Origin of the sequence: Streptomyces flavotricini (assembly GCF_020639365.1) — a bacterium.
Lineage (GTDB): Bacteria > Actinomycetota > Actinomycetes > Streptomycetales > Streptomycetaceae > Streptomyces > Streptomyces flavotricini.
In genome coordinates, this window is sequence record NZ_JAINUL010000001.1 from 8,170,386 (window position 1) to 8,186,120 (window position 15,735).

At 71.6% G+C, this 15,735-nt stretch carries 11 protein-coding genes and 3 pseudogenes; 7 read left to right on the top strand and 7 right to left on the bottom strand.

Annotated features, from left to right (window positions below):
• Positions 1–105: 105 nt before the first annotated feature.
• On the top strand, positions 106–1,335 hold the full coding sequence (locus K7B10_RS37435) for a serine hydrolase domain-containing protein (protein WP_229343727.1): 1,230 nt from the start codon (positions 106–108) through the stop codon (positions 1,333–1,335).
• An 84-nt stretch (positions 1,336–1,419) separates the two neighbouring features.
• Positions 1,420–2,319, top strand: coding sequence for an NAD-dependent protein deacetylase (locus K7B10_RS37440; RefSeq protein ID WP_229343729.1), 900 nt, complete (start codon positions 1,420–1,422; stop codon positions 2,317–2,319).
• 43 nt (positions 2,320–2,362) lie between these two features.
• Here K7B10_RS37440 and K7B10_RS37445 read toward each other — a convergent pair whose 3' ends face one another.
• Complete coding sequence (locus tag K7B10_RS37445; protein WP_229345696.1) at positions 2,363–3,547, bottom strand: permease; 1,185 nt, start codon at positions 3,545–3,547, stop codon at positions 2,363–2,365.
• A 190-nt stretch (positions 3,548–3,737) separates the two neighbouring features.
• Here K7B10_RS37445 and K7B10_RS37450 point away from each other — a divergent pair, with 190 nt between their 5' ends.
• The gene (locus K7B10_RS37450; protein WP_229343731.1) at positions 3,738–5,504 is read left to right on the top strand and encodes an FG-GAP repeat domain-containing protein; all 1,767 of its coding nucleotides are present in this window, start codon (positions 3,738–3,740) and stop codon (positions 5,502–5,504) included.
• Between the two features lie 104 nt (positions 5,505–5,608).
• On the opposite strand, the gene K7B10_RS37455 is transcribed toward K7B10_RS37450, so the two are convergent.
• The 3 genes from K7B10_RS37455 to K7B10_RS37465 form a co-directional block, all read right to left on the bottom strand.
• Positions 5,609–8,059: a SpoIIE family protein phosphatase gene (locus tag K7B10_RS37455; RefSeq protein ID WP_229343733.1), complete on the bottom strand. Its 2,451-nt coding sequence runs from the start codon at positions 8,057–8,059 to the stop codon at positions 5,609–5,611.
• A gap of 220 nt (positions 8,060–8,279) precedes the next feature.
• Positions 8,280–8,624: a GNAT family N-acetyltransferase gene (locus K7B10_RS37460; protein ID WP_229343735.1), complete on the bottom strand. Its 345-nt coding sequence runs from the start codon at positions 8,622–8,624 to the stop codon at positions 8,280–8,282.
• 26 nt (positions 8,625–8,650) lie between these two features.
• A complete protein-coding gene (locus K7B10_RS37465; protein ID WP_229343737.1) occupies positions 8,651–9,646 on the bottom strand; it encodes a pirin family protein in 996 nt (331 codons plus the stop codon).
• Positions 9,647–9,746: 100 nt separating this feature from the next.
• Between K7B10_RS37465 and K7B10_RS37470 the strand changes: the two genes are divergently transcribed.
• Entirely contained in the window at positions 9,747–10,247 is a 501-nt protein-coding gene (locus tag K7B10_RS37470) for a carboxymuconolactone decarboxylase family protein (protein ID WP_229343739.1), read from the top strand.
• Between the two features lie 123 nt (positions 10,248–10,370).
• Here the strand turns inward: K7B10_RS37470 and K7B10_RS37475 are convergent.
• Positions 10,371–10,739 (bottom strand): annotated as a pseudogene (locus tag K7B10_RS37475) (VOC family protein); the annotation flags it as partial.
• Positions 10,740–10,946: 207 nt separating this feature from the next.
• Between K7B10_RS37475 and K7B10_RS37480 the strand changes: the two are divergent.
• The gene (locus K7B10_RS37480) at positions 10,947–12,197 is read left to right on the top strand and encodes a YhgE/Pip domain-containing protein (RefSeq protein WP_229343742.1); all 1,251 of its coding nucleotides are present in this window, start codon (positions 10,947–10,949) and stop codon (positions 12,195–12,197) included.
• On the opposite strand, the pseudogene K7B10_RS37485 reads toward K7B10_RS37480, so the two are convergent.
• Positions 12,178–12,579 (bottom strand): annotated as a pseudogene (locus K7B10_RS37485) (homoserine O-acetyltransferase); the annotation flags it as partial. The gene K7B10_RS37480 and the pseudogene K7B10_RS37485 overlap by 20 nt on opposite strands.
• 5 nt (positions 12,580–12,584) lie before the next feature.
• Here K7B10_RS37485 and K7B10_RS37490 point away from each other — a divergent pair.
• Positions 12,585–13,231, top strand: a pseudogene (locus K7B10_RS37490) (M4 family metallopeptidase); the annotation flags it as partial.
• A 133-nt stretch (positions 13,232–13,364) separates the two neighbouring features.
• Positions 13,365–14,321: a poly-gamma-glutamate hydrolase family protein gene (locus K7B10_RS37495; RefSeq protein ID WP_229343745.1), complete on the top strand. Its 957-nt coding sequence runs from the start codon at positions 13,365–13,367 to the stop codon at positions 14,319–14,321.
• A gap of 189 nt (positions 14,322–14,510) precedes the next feature.
• On the opposite strand, the gene K7B10_RS37500 is transcribed toward K7B10_RS37495, so the two are convergent.
• Positions 14,511–15,620, bottom strand: a complete 1,110-nt coding sequence (locus K7B10_RS37500; protein ID WP_229343747.1) for a C40 family peptidase — start codon at positions 15,618–15,620, stop codon at positions 14,511–14,513.
• Positions 15,621–15,735 lie beyond the last annotated feature (115 nt).

The window sequence follows — 15,735 nt, forward strand, 5'->3', positions numbered from 1 at the left end:
CCTGAACAGGCCCGCCTGAACGACCAACCCCGGGCGCCCGTGGGGCGTCCCTTCGACCACAGGGGGCAGCGCAGGCGCCCCCGCGCTGCTCCGGAGGTTCCACCCATGAAGCTGCGGTCCCCGGGCACCGCTTCGCTCGCGCTGACACTGGCCGCCTTCGTCAGCGCGGCCGTACCCACCCCGACCGCGTACGCCGCGTACACGGCGAATGCCGGGTGGGGAGGAGTCGGGCACGGCGCGACTCGAGCAGCCGTACGGGCCCTCGTCGCGTCGGGCGGATTGCCCGGAGCGGCCGCACACGTCCAGGAAGGGAGGGCCGGGTGGTCCACCGCGGCCGGCCGCGCCGACACGGCGACGGGCCGCGAGCGCTCGCCCGGTGAACACTTCCGCGTGGCCAGCATCACCAAGACGTTCGTCGCGACCGTCCTCCTCCAACTGGACGCCGAGGGACGGCTGCGCATGGACGACACGGTCGAGAGGTGGCTGCCCGGCCTGCTGCGGGGCAACGGCTACGACGGCTCCACGATCACCCTGCGCCAACTGCTGAACCACACGAGCGGCATCGCCGACTACACGGACGACCCCGCGTTCGTGCACGACGCCGCCGGCCCCGGATTCCCGGAGCACCGGTACGACTCCCACACGCCCGGGGAACTCGTCGCGATCGCCCTCAGGCACCCGCCGAAGCCCGACCCGCGTACGGCCCCGTCGTACTCGAACACCAACTTCGTGATCGCCGGCATGGTCATCGAGAGGGCGAGCGGCCGATCGTACGCCGACGAGGTCACGCGCCGTGTCATCCGCCCGCTGAAGCTCCGAGGGACGTCGTTCCCCGGCACCGCGCCGCAGATGCCGAAGCCGCACCCCGTCGGCTACTCCCGACTCCACCGGAGCGAGCCCGACGCCGAGATCCACGACGCCACGGAACAGAACATGACCTGGCTGGGCGCCGCCGGCGACGTCATCTCCACCGGGGGCGACCTCAACCGCTTCCAGCGCGCCCTCATGGGCGGTGAACTCCTCGGCCCGGCCCAGATGAAGCAGATGCTCGACGAGGTGCCGGCGGGGGACGGGTTCGGCTACGGGCTCGGGGTCGAGTTCGCGACACTGTCCTGCGGCGTGAAGGTGGTGGGCAAGAGCGGACGTACGAACGGCTCGTTGTCCGGGATGTTCGCAACGCCGGACGGGCACCACCTGCTGACGTTCAACGCCAACGGTGACTGGCTCCGGGACGGGTCGCTCTACCTCGGCGTGATCGAAGCGGAGTTCTGCGGCAAGACCGGGCCCCCGACCCCCGAGGGCGAGCTCGCCGACTCCCTTGCCCGGAGCCGGTGACCCGGCTCTGCCGGGACGGCCGTGCGGCCGTCCCGAGGGGCGCCGGCCGGGGCCGGCGTGCCGGCTGTTGCGTACGCTGGCGGTATGCGCATGCGCCCCACCCTGACCTGGACGCCTCCCGCGGGCCTGCGGCCCGGCACCGCCGATCCGGAGCCGGTCGCCGACGCGCTGCGCGGCGGCGATGTGCTGGTCCTCAGCGGGGCGGGCATGTCCACGGAGTCGGGAATCCCCGACTACCGGGGCAAGGGCGGGAGCCTGAGCCGGCACACCCCGATGACCTACCAGGAATTCACCGCCAGCGCCCGGGCGCGGCGCCGGTACTGGGCACGCAGTCACCTCGGCTGGCGCACCTTCGGCCGGGCCCTGCCCAATGCCGGGCACCGGGCCGTGGCGGCGTTCGGGCGCGGTGGCCTGCTCGCGGGCGTGATCACCCAGAACGTCGACGGGTTGCACCAGGCCGCCGGCAGCGAGGGCGTGGTGGAGCTCCACGGGAGCCTGGAGCGAGTCGTCTGCCTTTCCTGCGGCGCCTTCGAACCGCGCCGGGACGTCGCGCGGCGGCTCGCCGAGGCGAATTCCGGATTCGAGCCGGTCGCCGCCGCTCTGAACCCGGACGGTGACGCCGACCTCACCGACGGCCAGGTCGGGGACTTCCGCGTGGTCGCGTGCGAACGGTGTGCCGGCATCCTCAAGCCGGACGTGGTGTTCTTCGGCGAATCCGTTCCGCCGCGGCGGGTCGAGCACTGCCGCGAACTGGTCGGTGGGGCACGCTCGCTCCTGGTCCTGGGTTCCTCACTGACCGTGATGTCAGGGCTGCGGTTCGTCCGGCAGGCCGCCCGGGCCGGAAAGCCCGTACTGATCGTCAACAACGACCCCACCCGTGGTGACGAGCACGCTCTCGCCCGGGTCGCGCTTCCCTTGGGTCCGGCCCTCACGGCCCTGGCCGACCGGCTGGGCGTTCCGCTCGACGACCACGCGGCAACCTGATGCGGGCGGGTCCGGCCCGGCGGCCACCCGCGGCCTCCACCGGTCAGCCGCGTCCGCCATGGTCGTTGTGGCCGCCCTGCTCACCGTGCTCCTGGGCGCCTGGACCGCCCCCCATCATGGCGAGCATCCGGCGCCCGCCGGTGCGCAGGAACCGGATCAGGAACGCGGCGGCGAGCAGGAGGAACGCGATGTTGAGGTACGTCGTGTAGTTCCAGGAGATCCCCTCCATGGGGATCGTGGCGTCGGCCTGGTCGGGGATGAGCCCGAGGGCGCCGAAGACGAATTCCACGACGTAGCCCGCGATCACCGCTGCGGCGTAGAAGGTCCACAGGAGGAAGAGGGCGGTCCTCGGGCCGTAGTACTTCCGGTAGATGTTGAGGATCGGCAGGATCAAAAGGTCGGCGAAGATGAACGAGACCACGCCGCCGAAGCTGATGCCCCCCTGCCACAGCACGACGGCGAGCGGCACGTTCCCGATCGAGCAGACGAACGAGGCGATCGCGACCAGCGGGCCGATGAGCGGGCCGATCAGCTTGGACGCCAGCGGATGGCCGTCGAGGAAGAGCGCGCTCCAGAACGAGTCGGGGACCCAGGCGGCGATCGCTCCGGCGATCAGCAGGCCGGCCACGAGGTCCCGCAGGATCGCCGCCCACTCCATCACGAAGACGTGACTGGTGGAGGTGAACCCCTCGCCCGACAGCAGGCGCCGGGCGAAGGAGCCCTCACGCTTGACGGACATGTCCATCGCCGCGTGTCCCTCCATCGACCCGGCGACGCCGCGTTCGGCCTGCTGCCGCGCCTGGCGCAGCAGCCCGTCGTGCAGGAACAGCCGGAACAGCCCGGCCAGGGCGATGATCATGACGGGTCCGCCGACGAACTCCGCCGCGGTGAACTGCCAGCCCATCAGCAGGGCCAGGATCACGCCGAGCTCGATCACGAGGTTGGTGGACGCGATCTCGAAGGCCATCGCCGCGGTGAAGTTCGCGCCCTTGCGGAACAGCGAGCGGGCCAGCGCCACCGCCGCGTACGAGCACGAGGAAGAGGCCGCACCCAGTCCTGCCGCGACGGCCAGGGTCTTGGGACGGTCGTCCCCCAGGAGCGAGACCACCGTCGACTTGTGGACGACGGCTTGTACCACGGCGGACAGGGCGAAGCCCAGGATCAGGGCCCAGGTGATCTCCCACGTCATGGAAAGAGTGATCGACAGTGCGTGGACGACGGCGTGGATCATTCCCGAAGCCTCCCGGTTCGCGTCCCTCATCGGGCTCACCGACACGTCGCTGTTGCGAATCGCCGGGCTGGGAAACGCGAGTATGAATACCCGATCGGGTCAGGGAACCGTTTGCGTATGGATACGTGTCTCCCCTTGCACGGCAAGACGTGTCCGGGCGAACCCGGTTCGATCCTCAGGGGGGATCTTGACTTCCTCACATCGCATACGACTGCGCCTACTGGCCGCCGGCGGAGTGCTCGCCCTGGCCGCCGGCGCCCTGGCCGCGGCTCCGAGCAGCGCGGCTCCGAGCAGCGCCGCCCCGCAGCTCCGCACGTCCGGCTCCGCCACCGCCCTGCCCGCGGCCGGCCCGGCGGCGGATCAGGTCTCCGCTGCCGCACCGGGCGGCGACGACCTGTACCCGAGCGTCGTTCCGCCCGGCCGCGCCACGGGACCGGCGGCACCGGCCGCGGCCAAGCCGCGGCACGACGTCGACGGTGACGGCCTCAGCGACATGATCGTGATGGAGTACGACCACGGCACGGCCGTCTACTCGTCGAAGGTCGGGGCCTGGAGCGACTACGCGATCTACAGCGCCGACCCCGAAGCCTCGTACAAGGACTTGTTGCCGGTCGGCGACGTCGGCGGCACGACCAAGGCCGAGCTGCTCTCCCTCTCCTTCGACGGCGAGCTCACGCTGTACGAGACCGCCCTGCAGGGCACCTCCGCACCCCTGTGGTCCGGCCGCGGCTGGCAGATCTACAACCGGGTCATCGCCACCGGCGACCTCACCGGGGACCACCACCCCGACCTGCTGGCCCGTGACCACGCCGGCGGCCTGTGGCTCTACACCGGCACCGGAAGCGTCACCAAGCCCTTCGGCGCGCGGGTCAAGGTCGCCTCCGGATGGGGGGTGTACGACCAGGTGGTCGGCGCCAGCGACGTCGACGGCGACGGCCTCGGCGACGTCCTCACCCGTACGCTGAGCGGCGAACTGTGGTTCCACAAGGGGTCGGGGAGTGCCACCGCCCCGCTCAAGGCCCGCGTCAAGGTCGGCACCGGCTGGAACGCGTACAACGTGATCAGCGGCCCGGACGACGTGGACGGCGACGGCTTGAGCGACTTGATCGCTCGCGCCGGCGACGGCAAGCAGTACCTCTGCAAGTCGATCGGCGGTGGCAAGTTCGCCGCCCCCACCTACTACGGCAGCGGGTGGGAACGGAACAAGTTCATGGTCGGCGCCGGAACCACCCAGCTCTACGGCAAGGCACAGAACCTCGCCACCGAAGCGAACGGCACCCTCGCCAAGTACAGCGCCCTGGCCAACGGCACCTACCTGGTGCCGCCGACCAACGTCGGCACCGAGACGCCCGGCTCCCGCACCACGTACGCCACCGGGCTCAACAGCCACAACCACGCGAGCTACGTGCAGAACATCGGCAGTGACCTGTACATCCGCGAACAGCGGGTCAGTACGACGTGGAACTACACCCTGACGGTCGGCCCCGGTGATCTGACCGGCGACGGCAAGGGCGACCTGCTCAGCCGTGACTCCGCCGGCGCCCTGTGGCTGCACCCCGGCGACGGTGCGCTGGTCACCCGGTTCGGCGCGCGCGTCAAGGTGGGCACCGGCTGGAACGCCTACGACGCGCTCGTCGGCGCGGGCGACTACTCCGGCGACGGGCGGGCCGACCTGCTCGCCCGGGACACCTCCGGCCGCCTGTTCCTCTTCAAGGGCACGGGCACGGCCACCGCGCCGTTCGCCGCCCGTGAGCAGGTCGGCAGCGGCTTCGGCCAGTACGACCTGCTGTTCGTCCCGGGTGACATCGACGGCGACAGCAAGGGCGACCTGCTCGCCCGCCTTCCGAACGGTGAGGTGTACCGGTACAGCTCGACGGGCAACGCCGGCACCGCCACCTTCGCCGCCCCGGTGAAGTTCGGCAGTGGTTGGAACATCTACAAGAACATGATCTGAGTCCCGCGGCCGCCCGGTCGCGAAGCGGTGACGGCGCGGGCCCGTCCACCGGTGCCGTCCGGCCGGTGGCCGGGCCCGTGTCCGCCGCCGGCCGCGGTGGCGGCCTACGTGCGCCGGGCGAGTCGCTCGCCCGGTGCCAGCGGCACCTCGGCCCACACCTGTTTGCCGCTGCTGAGAGGTACCGAGCCCCACGACGCGGTCGTCGCCTCGACGATGAGGAGCCCGCGACCCCCGGTCGCCGTCCAGTCCACGGACGTGGGCTTGACCGGGCTGCGGGGCGAGCCGTCGTTCACGGCGATGCGCAGCCGGTCGGCGGACAGGGTCAGGTCCAGCCGGACCTCTCCCTGCGTATGGGCGATCGCATTGGTGACCAGCTCGGACACCACCAGCAGGGCGATGTCGAGTTCCTCTTCCACGCCCCACGAGCGCAGGGCGCGCGCGGCGAAGCGGCGAGCGTGCTGGACGGCGTTGGGCAGTCGCCAGACGGTCCAGTTCGTCCGCATGGGCCGGACGCGGGTGCCGTCGTAGCGCAGGAGCAGCAGCGCCACGTCGTCGTCCCGCCGGTTGACGCCCGCGAGCAGTTCGTCGGCCACCATCCCCGGGTCGGCCGGATCTGCCGTGGCCAGTACGTCGCACACCCGGCGCATGCCGTCCTCCAGACGGACGTTGGACGACTCGACCATGCCGTCGGTCAGCAAGGCCAGCAGGGTCCCCGGCACCAGGCCGACTTCCGTCAGCGGGAACTCGGCGTCAGCGACCACTCCCAGGGGCGGTCCTCCCTCGACCGCCAACTCCGAGGTGTTGCCGTCCGGGTAGCGCAGGATCGGTTGCAGGTGGCCGGCACGGACGAACCAGGCGATGCCCTCCTCCATGTCCAGGTCCACGTACAGACATGTGGCGAACAGGTCCGTCTCCATGCCGACGAGCAGCCGGTTGGCCCTGGCGATGACGACGTCGGGCGGGTGCCGCTCCACCGCGTAGGCCCTCACGGCCGTCCGTATCTGGCCCATGATCGTCGCGGCTCCGGCGCTGTGTCCCTGCACATCGCCGATGACGAGGGCCACGTGACCGTCGTTGAGCGGGACGACGTCGTACCAGTCGCCGCCCACTTCGAGCCCGGCGGTCGCGGGCAGGTACCGGGCGACGGCCATCCCGCCGGGCAGCGAGGGCAGTTTGCGCGGCAGCAGGCTGCGCTGGAGCATCGTGGCGAGTTCGTGGCCCGCGTCCAGTGCGTGCGCGCGCATCAGTGCCTGGCCCACCAGCCCCGCGGTGGCGGTCAGCAAAGACCGCTCCTCGGGCCCGAACCGGTGCTCACCGTCCCATCCGACGAGGCAGACCCCGACCATCCGGCCGTCCGCCGGCAGCGGCAGGACCGCGAGACCTCCGGGTCCGATGCCCGCGAGAGCGGGCTCGAGGTCCGCGCCCGGCGGCCACAGGCTCACATGGCCCTCCCGAATCGCGTTCTGCAGGGTGGGCACGTCGTGCATCGAGGCGTCCGGCCACTCCGACCGCCATTCCGAACGCCACATGTCCGGCCAGGCGCGCGGCTCGGGAGGGTCGAGCACGGTGATCACGAGCCGGTCGGCCTCCAGCTCGGCGACCAGCACGCGGCTCGCTTCCAGTGGGTCGCGCAGGGAATGGACGACGATCTGGCTGACGTCCCTGATGGTCGCCGCGCCGGCCAGTTTGGTGGACAGCCGCTGCACGATGGAGACTTCGTCGGCACTCGGCCGCAGGTAGGAGGCGTCGGCCACGACACCGAGGACCCGCACGGGGGTGCCGTCGTCGTCCGTCATCACCCGGCACCGCAGGCCCAGCCAGCGCAGTTCACCTCCCGGTCTGCGGATGCGGAACGCCAGCTGCTGCGGATCCGTCGTGAGCCTGTCCGGCTCCACGATGGCCATCAGCGCGGGGACGTCGTCCGGAACGGCCGCCGCGAGCAGCGTCTCCACGTTGCCGCCGAACTGGTCGGGCGGGATGCCGAGCAGCTCCAGTACGCGTGCGTGCGCCTCCATCCGGCCGGAGGCGAGGTCCAGGATGAAGGCACCACCCCGCAGCGGCACCAGGGTGTGTCCGAGTACGGGGCGCGGGGCCGTACGCCCGGGAGCGTGGGCGGCCGCCGATTCGAGTCCGGCGGCGACCTGGTCCGCGTACAGCTCCAGCAGGCTCCGGCGGTCGCTGCTGAACCCGTCGGGGACCTCGCCCGCGACGATCAGGCAGCCCAGATCCCTGGCGCCGTGCCCGAGGGGCAGGGCGCCGAGCGAGAGCCTGGCCGGCGACGCCCTGACGGAGTCGTTCCGTACCCGGCCGGGGAAGTGGTGCGGATCCTCCTCCACGTACGCGGCGAGCGCCTTCGGGGTCAGCCACAGCGGGCGGCCCGAGCGGTAGGCCTCGGCGGCCGGGGAGTGCCCGTCCACGGAGAGGACGGCCGGGAGCCCGTAGAGCATGGAGCGGTTTCCGGTCAGCTCGGCCAGGTGGAGTTCCTTGCGGCCGTCGGAGAGGACGTAGACAGCCGCCAGCTCAGCCCCGCAGAACGCAAAATGCTCTCTGGTCACGGTCTGTAAGCCCTCGCGTGCCGGCAGCCACCGTCGACCGCCCTCCCTCCATGCTGTCGCGCTTTGCACCATCAGCGCGAGTCAGGAGGGGCACGGGGTCGTGGCGGGGGCATGCCGCGCCAGGGGTGCGGAGGGGGCGGGCGGCGGGACGTTCGGGGGTGCACAGTCGTTCACCCGGTGCGGGATCCGGCCGCGCACCGTACGCCCTTCTGTGGAGAACTCAGCGTCCCAGCCGGGCGTCGAGCCAGCTGAGGACCTCGGGGGTGACGGGGTCCGTGATGTCCGCGAACTCCAGGTGCTTCGTGAGGAACTTGGCCACGTACGGGCAGACGGGCACGATCCGCAGCCCGGAGGCGCGGACGTCGGCCAGGGCCTGCTGGACGAGGGCGGCGGCGAGTCCCTGGCCGGCGTAGGCGTCGTCGATCTCGGTGTGGAAGAAGACCCGCTGGTCGTCGCGGTCGCGGTAGGAGGTGAGGCCGGCGCGGGTCTCGTCGACGAGGATCTCGTAGCGGTGGCGGGCGTCGACTCGGCGGACGACGGGGGAGGCGGTGGTCTGCTCGCTCATGGCGAAGGTCCTTTCGGTGCGGGGATTCAGTGCCGGGAGGGGTTCTTGCGGGGCGCGATGACGGCGTTGGGCAGGGCGGGGGCCGGGATCCGGTCTCCGGGGTGGCCGTCGACGGCGCCGAAGCGGTCGGAGGCCCGTTCCCATTCCTCCCGCGCCTCGACGATGTCCTGGTGGCTGCGGCCGACGAAGTTCCACCACATCACGATCTCCTCCTCGAAGGGCGGACCGCCCAGCAGGACCGTCCGGGCCGGCCGGTCGGACGCGTTGCCGAGGGTGAGGGCGCTGCGGCCGGGGGAGGCGTAGCCGAGTTCGGCGGGGCGCAGGAGGGTGCCGTCGAGACGGACGTCGCCCTGGTCGACGAGGAGCCCGTGCTCGAACTCCGGGTCGACGTCGAGGGTGACGGTGGCGCCGGCGTCGATCAGGATCTCGGCGCCGAGCAGCGGGGTGAAGGTGCGCACGGGGGAAACCGCGCCCGCGAGGTCGCCCAGGAACACCCGCAGCAGCGCCCCGTCGACGCGGAGTGGCTCGGGTGCGTGGTGCTGGAAGTCGCGGGCGGCGTGGCGGTGTTCGCCGGGGAGGGCCACCCAGAGCTGGACGCCGTGCAGGACCGTGGTGCCGGGGGTGGAGACCTCCGTGTGGCTGATGCCGTGGCCGCCGGTCATGAGGTTCAGTTCGCCCGGCCGTACGAAGGCGTGGGTGCCCAGGCTGTCGCGGTGCTCGATCTCCCCGCTGAACAGCCAGCTGACCGTCTGGAGCCCGGTGTGCGGGTGGGGTGCGACGTCCATCCCGCCGGAGTCGGCGACGCGGTCGGGGCCGTAGTGGTCGGCGAAGCACCAGGCGCCGATGAGCGTCCGGGACCGCTGGGGCAGTGTGCGCCGTACGGTCATCGCCCGCGGTCCGCCGAGCGGGACGTCCCGGGCGGTGAGGACCTCGACCTCGGCTCCTACCTCGGCCCCGACCTCGGCTCCGACCCTGACCTCGGCCCCGACCCCGACCCCGGGCTCGATCTCCGTGTGACCCATCTCCCCGGCCCCTCCCGCACAAAGTAGTTTTACTTTCAACAACTATGGGGTGATCATAGTCCCGAAAGGCGACCCGCGACAACAGGCGAAGGAGCACAGGGTGATCGAGACGGTACGGACCGCGGAAGCCCACCGGGCCGGCGACCGGATCTACGTCGACAAGCAGAGCCCCGCCGCGTACCAGGCGCTCGTCGGGACCGCCGACGCCGTCCGCGCGACGGCTGCCGAGGCGGGCCTGGACCGGATCCTCGTCGAGCTGGTCAACCTCCGGGTGTCCCAGCTCAACGGCTGCGCCTTCTGCCTCGACGTCCACACCCGGGCCGCACTGCGCGCAGGGGAGAGCACCCGGCGCCTCGGCGTGCTCGCGGCCTGGCGGGACACCGAGCTCTTCACCGCCCGAGAGGGCGCCGCCCTCGCCCTTGCCGAGGCCACCACCCACCCCGCGGACGCCCTCGCCCAGGAGCGGGCCTACGCGCGGGCGCGCGAGGTCCTGGACGACGACGAGATCTCGGCCGTGATCTGGGTGGCGATCACCATCAACGCCTTCAACCGGGTGTCGATCCTCAGCAAGCACCCGGTACGGGAGGCCCCCGCCCGCTGACCGTGCCCGCCGCTCGTGGGCGCAGTCCGGCCCGAGGGGCCGGGCCGCCTCCACGCGATCCGGGACACCTCCGGGTAAGGTCGCCCGCCCCGGGCCGATCCACCCTGATCCGAAAGACACGGCCTAGTCGTGCGGTGCCAAGGTGCGCAGGACGTCGAACTCGTTGCCCTCGGGGTCGGCCATGACCACCCAGTTCCGGTCCGGGCCCTGCCCCACGTCCACCTTGACGGCGCCGAGACCGGGCAATCTGGTCACTTCTTCCTCGGTGCTGCCGTCGATCGGGCTGACGTCGAGGTGAAGCCGGCTCTTGACGGTCTTGCCCTCGGGCACATCGATGAACACCAGGGTGGGCGGCATCTGGCGGGCCCGGACCTCCTCGGCTGTCGGCATCCAAGAGCCGATCTCGACCTTGCCCTCGCTCCGGTCGATCACCTTGAAGTCCAGGACCTCGCACCAGAAGGCCGCGAGCCTCTCCGGGTCATGGCAGTCGACGAGACACCGCCTAGTGCATCGGAGGGAGGCGGGCGGGGCGGGGCGCGGGCGGCGGGGGTGGGGGAGGGCATGCTGAGGTGTCGTCGGCCGAGGGCATTCGCCCGGTCGGCGACTCGACTGCCGACTGCCGACCGCCGACTGCCGACCGCACGCCACTGACTGCCGACCGTCGTTCGATGCCCGCCCACCGGGAAGCAACGGAGACCCATGTCCGCGCCCGCCGCCCCAGAAGCCACCGCCGCGACCCTGCTGCGCCGCCCCCAGATCTGGGTGGTCCCCACCATCCTCACGGGACTCCTCGCCCTCCTGCTGTCCCTGCTCTACATGGGCGGCATCGTCAATCCCAACGGGCACCTCCGCGACCTGCCGATCGCCCTCGTCGACGACGACACCGGAAGACAGGACCTCGGCGGGCGGATCACCGCCGCCATCGCCTCCGACACCGCGGGCGGCAAGGCCGACTGGCGCGTGATGACCCGCGCCCAGGCCCAGGACCAGCTCGACTCGGGGAAGGTCTACGGCGCACTGGTGGTCCCGGCCGGCTTCTCGGAAGCCGTCGCCGCGCTGACCACGTCCGGGGCCACCCACCGGCCGACCATGATCGTGCTCACCAACCCCGGCAAGGGCAGCCTCGGGTCCTCCCTGGCGAGCCAGATCAGCACCAAGGCGGCCCACAGTGCGTCGCAGTCGATCGGCCACGAGCTCACGCAGGCCGCCGGCGCCCAGGCGAGCCCGACGACGAAGGTACTGCTCGCCGACCCGGTCGAGGTCGTCACCCAGGTCGGGCACCCCGTCGGCACCCACAGCGGTCTCGGCCTGTCGGCCTTCTACTACACCCTGCTGCTGGTCCTCGCCGGGTTCATGGGCGGCAACGTCATCAGCAACGGCGTCGACACCGCCCTCGGCTACGCCGACAACGAGATCGGCCCGTGGCACACCCGGCGTCCGACCGTACCGATCAACCGCACGCAGACGCTGTTGCTCAAGATGGTGATGACCGCGGGCATCACGCTGGTCAGCTCCGCACTCGTGATGCTGGCCTGCATCACGATCCTGGGGATGGACGCCTCCCACCTGCCGCTGCTGTGGATCTACTCCTACTGCGCGGCCCTCGCGGTCGGCGTGGGGGTCCAGGCCATCAACGCCGCCTTCGGCGGGATCGGCCAACTGGTCTCCATGTTCGTGTTCATCGTGCTCGGCCTGCCGTCGTCGGGCGCCACCGTCCCCCTCAACGCGGTCCCCGGGTTCTACCGGTTCCTGTCCTACTTCGAACCGATGCGCCAGCTCAGCGACGGCGTGCGCGCGATCCTCTACTTCGACGCCCGCGGCGACGCCGGCCTCACCCGCTCGTGGATCATGATCGGGATCGGGATCGTCCTGGCACTGCTCTTCGGCTTCGCAATGACCCGGTACTACGACCGCAAGGGCCTCAAGCGCCTCACGCCCCAGCCTGCGTGAACCGGACGGCCGGCGGCTCCCCACCGCCCTCCAGGAGTTCCCGTACCAGTCCGCCGACCTGCTCCGTCTCCAGCAGGAAGCCGTCGTGCCCGTACGGGGAGCGGACGACCCGGACCTCGTCCGCGGTCGCGATCCCCCGCGCCAGTTCCTCCTGCTGAGCGAGGGGGTAGAGGCGGTCGGAGTCCACCCCGGCCACCACCGCCCGGGCCCGTACCCGGGCGAGGGCCGCGCGCGTACCGCCGCGGCCCCGTCCGATGTCGTGGGTGTTCATGGCCTCGACCAGGGCCACGTAGCTGGCCGCGTCGAACCGCCGGACGAGCTTGTCGGCCTGGTGGTCGAGGTACGACTCGACCCGGTACCGGCCGCCGAGCCAGGGCCGCTCCCCGGGACGACCAGTCCTTCACCATCACCTATGGTGACGGCGCGAGCGACCAGCACGCCTGACCCAGCTCGACGTGGCCGGCCACGAGTTCAGCCACGGCGTCACCTCCGCCACCGCGAACCTGCAGTACTCCGGCGAGTCCGGTGGTCTGAACGAGGCCACCTCGGACATCTTCGGCACCGCGGTGGAGTGGAACGCGAACAACGCCCAGGACCGGGGCGACTACCTGCTCGGCGAGAAGATCGACATCTTCGGCAACGGCAAGCCGCTGCGCTACCAGGACAAGCCGAGCAAGGACGGCCGCGGCTCGGCCGACTACTGGAGCGCCGGCGTCGGCGACCTCGACGTGCACTACTCCTCCGGCGTCGCCAACCACTTCTTCTACCTGCTGTCCGAGGGCAGCGGTGCGAAGGACATCAACGGCGTGCACTACGACAGCCCGACCGTGGACGGCTCCACCGTCACCGGCATCGGCCGGGTCAAGGCAGTCCAGATCTGGTGCAAGGCGCTGACCGCGTACTTCACGTCCACCACCGACTACCACGGCGCCCGCGAGGGCACCCTGAAGGCCGCCACCGACCTCTACGGCGCGAACAGCGCCGAGGCCAAGGCGGTGGACGCCGCCTGGGCCGGCGTGAACGTCAAGCCCTGACCGCGCCTGACCGCCTGGTCGCTGGACCACGCAGCGCCGCGCCGGTGTGCAACCGGTGCGGCGCTGCCGCGTCTTGCCCGGACCCCACTCCTCCACTTTCCGTCATGTCCGGGTCATCGGTGATGATCGCCGCATGAATCTCACCAGTCGGCGGAGCATGCTGACCTCTGCGGCGGCCACGATCGCCACCTTGCCCCTGCTCAATGACCTGGCCGGAAACGGCAGTACGGCCGTAGCGGACGAGGGCACCACCGCCTCTTCCGTTGCGGAGCGCTTCTCCTCGAACACCGACCTCTACACCAGCGGTGACTTCAAGGAAGGGACCGACTGGACGCGTCGCTTCCGGTGCAGTGCCCGGCCCGACTTCGGCGACAATCTGCGGTCGTCCAGCATCGCCGTCCGCAGCACGGCGATCCTGGCCCCGCACGGCGGCGGCATCGAAGCGGGCACGAGCGAACTGTGCCTGGCCATCGCCGGCTACTCCCACAAGGAGGGGCCGAGTGCCACCATGCCCGCCCCCGTGAGCGGGCTCGTACAGCGGGACTACTGGATGTTCGAGTCCCTCATCAACGACGACGCGCTCCACGTCACCTCCACCCACTGCGACGACCCGGCGGCCCTGGCCGTGTGCGCCAACAACCTGTACGCCGTCTCCCTCCACGGGTTCAGCCCCAAGGAGGGTCCGAAGAAGCAGATCCTCATCGGCGGCCGTGACCGGCGGCTGATGGCCAACCTGGCCTGGGCCTTCGACAAGTACGGTCTGGTGCTCCGCGGCGACAACGCCGACCTGGCCGTCCAAGTGACCATGGCGACGGCCGACTCCAAGATCAACGGCGATGACCCCCAGAACTTCGTGAACCGCACCCGCACCGGAGCCGGCGCCCAGCTGGAGATCTCCACCGAGCTCCGGCGGGCGATGTTCGGCACCTTCGACGGCGGGGAGAACCGCAGGGCCACCGCCGGTACGGGCAACGGCGTCACGACCAAGAACGAGGCCCACTTCTGGAACGGCTTCACGAACGCCGTCCGCGAGGCCATCGACGTGCACGAGCTCGGGCTGGCGAAGCCCGCGCCCCCCATCGGCGCCTGACGCCCCCGTCCACGAGGAACCGGATGCCGTCCCCGTCGCCTCTCAGCCGCCACTCGGCCCCGGCAGCCCCGGCAGCCCCGGCGGCCCCGGCCTCGGCCCACGAGAGGGGCCCCGCACCCTCCGGACGTCCGGACGGGGCGGGGCCTCGGCGGTGGCCGGGCTCGCCGCGGGGCAGCGCCGTACGCCGCGTCAGCGCGTGAGGAAGCGGGTGGCGCCCACGTAGACGCGGCCGGTGGAACCGATGGGCTCCTCCCTGACCGGGTCCCCGGTACGAGGCGAGTTGATCATCATGGGTTCGCCGTCCCTGGTCTCCGTGTAGATGCCGACGTGGGTGACCTCGGTGCCGGTGGCGGGCCGGAAGGCGACGATGTCGCCGGGCCTGAGGTCCTGCGTACCGGTGATCCGCACTCCCGCGGCCGAGCCCGCGGGAACCTGCCCGCCGCCCGCGTCGAACTGCGGCTGGGCGTCCCGGGGGATCGTCACGCCGAGGGCGGAATAGACCTGGCCGGTGAGACCGGAGCAGTCGTAGCCGAATCCGGAGGTGCCCGACCACAGGTAGGGCAGACCCAGGAAGGCGCGTGCGGCGGCGACCACGTCCGCGCCGCTCGGTGCGGCCGGCACCCGCGCCAGGTCGCCGGCCCGGAAGAACAGCCGGTCACCGCTGGGGGAGTAGGCGGTGACGACTCCGGGCAGCGGACCGGCCTTCACCGGGAAGGCGGTGTTGTACGAGTACTCGCCCGCCTGCCCTGATTCGCGTCCGGCCGCGGCGGCCCGGGCGGTGGCGTAGCCCCGGGCCGTGGGGCGGGCGACGCGTTCCTCGTGCGTACCGCCGGGCGCGCGCCGGTGCTCCGAGGTCAGTTGCCGGTCGGGAATCCAGCCGGGGTACGCGCCCAGCCCTTCCCCGTCCCTGGGGGTGGGCTGGCCGTGCACCCATACGTGGTCCCAGAGCACACCGCCGCGCCACTCGGTGCGGTCGACGCTCACGCGGCCGCCGTGCAGGGCCTGCGTCTCCCCGGCGACCTCGCGGCGCTCGTCCAGGGACATGGTGGTCAACCAGCCGCGGATGTCGGCGGGGTTGGTGGTCGCCGGGGCGTCCACGGGCCGGACCTGTTCGGGGCTCACCCAGACCTGGGCGACCGTCACATCGACGTAGCAGGTCGGGGCGCCGTGGCAGGGGCGGGCGGCGGACGCGTAGGGGTGGGCCTCGGCGGTGGGGGCCGCGGGGAGTGCGGCGGCCGGAGCGGCGAGGGTGAGGAGCATTGCGGCGGTGGCCGTCAGGACGGTCTTCACGGAGTACATGCGTCGATCCTGTCCAGGGCGGCGCGGCCGCGAACCCCCGCGCCCCGGACGGCCCCCGCGGCTCGTGGGAATGACCTCGCGCGGTCCGCCACGTGCGTTCGCGCTCGACCGGGCA

Excerpts from the sequence above, each read along its gene's own strand:
- K7B10_RS37435 (WP_229343727.1), top strand. The coding sequence starts at position 106 with ATGAAGCTGCGGTCCCCGGGCACCGCTTCGCTCGCGCTGACACTGGCC.
- K7B10_RS37440 (WP_229343729.1), top strand. The coding sequence starts at position 1,420 with ATGCGCATGCGCCCCACCCTGACCTGGACGCCTCCCGCGGGCCTGCGG.
- K7B10_RS37460 (WP_229343735.1), bottom strand. The coding sequence starts at position 8,624 with ATGAGCGAGCAGACCACCGCCTCCCCCGTCGTCCGCCGAGTCGACGCC.
- K7B10_RS37465 (WP_229343737.1), bottom strand. The coding sequence starts at position 9,646 with ATGGGTCACACGGAGATCGAGCCCGGGGTCGGGGTCGGGGCCGAGGTC.
- K7B10_RS37480 (WP_229343742.1), top strand. The coding sequence starts at position 10,947 with ATGTCCGCGCCCGCCGCCCCAGAAGCCACCGCCGCGACCCTGCTGCGC.
- K7B10_RS37495 (WP_229343745.1), top strand. The coding sequence starts at position 13,365 with ATGAATCTCACCAGTCGGCGGAGCATGCTGACCTCTGCGGCGGCCACG.
- K7B10_RS37500 (WP_229343747.1), bottom strand. The coding sequence starts at position 15,620 with ATGTACTCCGTGAAGACCGTCCTGACGGCCACCGCCGCAATGCTCCTC.